Source organism: Synechococcus sp. R8-2 (assembly GCF_047461715.1).
Taxonomy (GTDB): Bacteria; Cyanobacteriota; Cyanobacteriia; order Thermostichales; family Thermostichaceae; genus Thermostichus.
The window spans coordinates 1-3,669 of record NZ_JANSHQ010000448.1; the positions used below are offsets into that span (position 1 = coordinate 1).

A 3,669-nucleotide genomic window follows, 5' to 3' on the forward strand; every position below is an offset into this window, starting at 1 on the left:
CCCTGTGGTCAAGATAATACCGAACGGCTTGGGTCAGGTCGATTTCCAGGTCGCGGTTTTGGATGTCGGTGATCATCCTGTGCATAAGCTCCAGATGGATGCGGTCGTCTTGGGTGAGCAGAGCATACTTGCCATTGGGGCTGTTGTTGAGGGCGGCCAAGGCCGCTTGGGTGGCGGTAGCCGTTTTGGAAGGAGGCTTAAGGCGGGCATCCCGTAGCAAAAGAAACTGAAGCTCAGGGTGAGCAATCACCAATTGGTTGAAGTTATTGAGCTGTCCATACATGCTGCTGGGACCCACTTGGATAAAGGCGATCACCCGCTTCTGGGCGGAGAAATAGAGGTGATCTGGAAGTTTGCGTTGGCCCAGCTTCAGGGTGCTCATGGGGAGGGGATGGATCCCTTGTAGGGCATTGCCGATGGTGCGCAATTTGCCGATATCGGCTGTGCTGTCGATGATCGCCTCTTGGGGATAGGCGGCGCGGAGCTGAGCCTCAGTGGTGCGGAGATAGGGATCCAGCGTCTCAACAAGATCGGCAGATGGGCTGGGATCCCGAAGGGGTGGAGATAGAACGATGGAGGGGCCGTGGGCAGGCAGAAGGGGGATGAGCAGTTGTTTGAGGGTTTGCAGCTCAGTTTCGAGCCGCTGGACACGGGCGGCTAGATTGCTGGCAGTGGGTACAACTTGCACCTGGGGAGGGAGAGGGATCCCGTTGATGTAGTGGCGGTAGTAGGCTGAGGCTCGGTTGAGAATGGCGCGGATGGAGGGTTGGCTGAGGATATCGCTGAGGTCATCGGCGGTGAAGAGAGCTTGGAGGTGGATCCCTGAGGGCAGACGGGTTTGCAGAAGGGTTTGAAGCTGGGGAGCAGGTGGGGGCTCCAGAGAGAGAACGGTTTGGGAGAGACGATCAACGGTGGCCCGGTCAAATTGGGTTTGGAAATGTTGCCAACGGTCGGGGAACAGATTGAGGATAAACAGACTGTTGGGGATACGGGTAAAAAGCTCTTTCAGGGCATCGCCCAAGTTGAGGAGGATATCTCGATTTTCTTCTCGGCCCAAAGCTTCCAATTGGTCAAAGACAATAATGAGAGGTCGGTCAAGCAGCGAGAGCCTACCGATGACTTTCATTCCTTCTAGAGCAAAGGTGTTGCGGTCGAGATCTGCACTCCAGGGGGGCAACCCAATCAAGCCGGTATCCTCGGGATCCAGGTCGGTACCGCTGAGCCAGCGGATGATCTGGTGACGGCGGTTGGGATCCCTGTAGCTGCAGTATTTGATGATGCCCTTGAGAATGTTTTCGGTGGAACCGGTAAGGAAGTTTTGCTCTGCCCACCAGCGCAGAACCAGTTTTTCAATGGCTTGCCATTGTTGACGACGACGCTCGGTGCCTTCTGCTCCCAGGCAATGAAAGAGGTTGAGGGGATCCGCCGTGAGAAGGGAGAGAAGCTCTTCAGTTTTTGAGGTTTGGGGGAAGGTTTTCAAGATTTCCACAAAGCTCTTGGCAATCAAGTAGTCGAGCTGGGTGTGGTGATGGGCATCTACCCGTTCGCGCAGGGATTCCAGGGTGTGGCTGTAGATGTGGTGATAGATGTTGTCGGGATGGGTGGGCTGAGGGATAAACAGGAGACGGTTGTGGCGCAGCAGGTTTTGGGCCACCCGCATGATTAGGTGAGTCTTGCCGGATCCAGGTTCCCCCAGTAGGACAACGCCCCGGCTCTGGTGGTTGGGATCCCGTTGAATGTCCTGGAGAACGGCTGTGAGTTGCTGGTACTGAGACTGATAGATGGTAGCCTCGTCGGGGTAACTCTGAAAGGGATTGTCAACTCTACTGCTGGCAAAGGGGTTGGGAATATTCTGAGCTTTGAGCTGAGCGTGGGTGAGGTGGCGATAGAGGTGATAGGTAAAAAGAGCATCGTAGCTGGCGTCGTGGGCCAGTTTGGAGTTGAAATAGCCGCTCTCCAGTTGGATACTAAGATGTTTGCTAAGATACTCTAGACTGTAACCGGCGAGGTTGGGAAAACATTGCTTGGCGGCTGACCAAGTACAGAAGATGGGGTTAGGAAGCCAATCTTGGTTAACTTGGTCAAAGGCTTGTTTAAGGATTTTTAGGTCGTGATCTGCATGGTGGAAAACAAGAGTCTTGCCTTGTGCCAAGCGCCGCAGGTCAGCAACGATTTGGGCCAAAGGTTTGGGCTGGGGGTGGTGGGGCGAGTATTCTTGGGTGTAGGCGTGGTAGATGAGCTGGCCGCTGCTGTCGATAAGGGCGATTTCTTTGAGGTTGGGGTTGCCCTCGGTGTCGATAACCAAGTAGCTCATGGAAGGGCGGGATCCCGTGATGCTAATGTGCTCAATATCTCAGTGTAACTCTGGGTAGGCGGGTTCACCCGACACCAAGGGAACTAGAGATGAGTGAGCAGTGGTATTTTGCATACGGAAGTAACCTAGATGCCCAGCAGATGGGACACCGTGCTGTTGATTTCAAGGAAGCTAGGCGTGCTCGTTTGCAGGGATACCGCCTGACGTTCAACAAGCGCGGCAACGATGGAACCGGCAAGGCCAACATTGTCCGGGATCCCTCTGGGGTTGTGTGGGGAGTTGCCTATCTGTGCAGCTCGGACAGGCTGGAGAGGATGGATCGGTATGAAGGAATTCCGGGAGGTCATTACCGTCGCCAGCAGGTTCAGGTTCGAAGCGATGAGGGTGAAGTGATCGAAGCAATGACTTACGTGGCGGGAGATTCATTCATTGATGATTCATTGATCCCAAGCGAGGGATATCTTCAAGGAATCTTGAAGGGGGCACGAGAGCATGGGCTTCCCCCCGACTACATTCATCAAATTGAAGCGATGGGGTTGGGTGGCTGAGAGCACTCTGTCCAAGGGGATTGAGGCTGCTGGCAAACAGGTTCCTGCCCCTGACCTTAAGATGGAGCCTCAAACCAGGTGGGTTGATCCCGAACGGTTTTGGCAGCGTCCAGATCCAAGAGAGTGCGGCCTATTCGATAAAAGTGACGGCACATCCGTTGGCAATCCGAAAGGTCGGCGACTGTTATCTCAATCACCTACAACCATGCCAAACAGGCCACAGTAAAAGGCTGGCCATCGCAATGGTACTCCTCTTGCGTCTACAGATGCGGTGGGGCTAGTGTTGCCAGACTCTCATCTAACTCAGTAACTGTTCTTGCAACACGGAGTTTCTCAATAAAACGATGTAGTCTTGAATCTCTTGCGGAAGCATTTTAATGTCGCTATCCATTTGTCGATGAACAGAGAGAACCTCAACTCCAACCAGTTGATTTTCCTTGTCGAAATCCAAAACAACCCCAGGGGCAATCTCCTCTGAGCTTTGGACTTGAGCTGTTGTCAAACGAATATATCCAGCATCCACATCAGGATCAAACTCGATGAAAGGTCTCATGGCAGCTTTTTCCCCATTGTTCGATCAAAAAAGATAGTCACCACTGTCCAAGGATCCGTTGATTCATCGTAAACAATCTTCAGGAGGCGATTGCCGTACTCCGGAATTCGACCATAGGCTTGCTTGAGCTGAGGATCTTTGGGATCCACTTGTACGTAGTCAGGGCAGCTCAGAACTCTCTCGATCCACTGGCTTGCGATCTCTTGTCGCTGCTGCAGCCGTCTCAACGCATGCTCAGCTAGAAATCGCAGGAG

General features: G+C 53.4%; 4 protein-coding genes. 1 reads left to right on the forward strand and 3 read right to left on the reverse strand.

What is annotated here, in order from left to right; all coding sequences use genetic code 11:
• A partial coding sequence (locus NW819_RS10665; protein ID WP_414413729.1) for an AAA family ATPase occupies positions 1-2,314 on the reverse strand: 2,314 nt, incomplete at its 3' end.
• Between the two features lie 89 nt (positions 2,315-2,403).
• Between NW819_RS10665 and NW819_RS10670 the strand changes: the two genes are divergently transcribed.
• Complete coding sequence (locus NW819_RS10670; protein WP_414342279.1) at positions 2,404-2,862, forward strand: gamma-glutamylcyclotransferase family protein; 459 nt, start codon at positions 2,404-2,406, stop codon at positions 2,860-2,862.
• A gap of 298 nt (positions 2,863-3,160) precedes the next feature.
• Here NW819_RS10670 and NW819_RS10675 read toward each other — a convergent pair whose 3' ends face one another.
• Both NW819_RS10675 and NW819_RS10680 read right to left on the reverse strand, forming a co-directional pair.
• Positions 3,161-3,415 carry a DUF2283 domain-containing protein gene (locus NW819_RS10675; protein ID WP_011433140.1) on the reverse strand — a complete coding sequence of 85 codons (255 nt, stop codon included), beginning with the start codon at positions 3,413-3,415 and terminating at the stop codon, positions 3,161-3,163.
• Positions 3,412-3,669 (reverse strand): DUF4258 domain-containing protein (locus NW819_RS10680; protein ID WP_414413730.1); only part of this gene is annotated, 258 nt, incomplete at its 5' end. The genes NW819_RS10675 and NW819_RS10680, both read right to left, overlap by 4 nt.

Excerpts from the sequence above, each read along its gene's own strand:
- NW819_RS10670 (WP_414342279.1), top strand. The coding sequence starts at position 2,404 with ATGAGTGAGCAGTGGTATTTTGCATACGGAAGTAACCTAGATGCCCAG.
- NW819_RS10675 (WP_011433140.1), bottom strand. The coding sequence starts at position 3,415 with ATGAGACCTTTCATCGAGTTTGATCCTGATGTGGATGCTGGATATATT.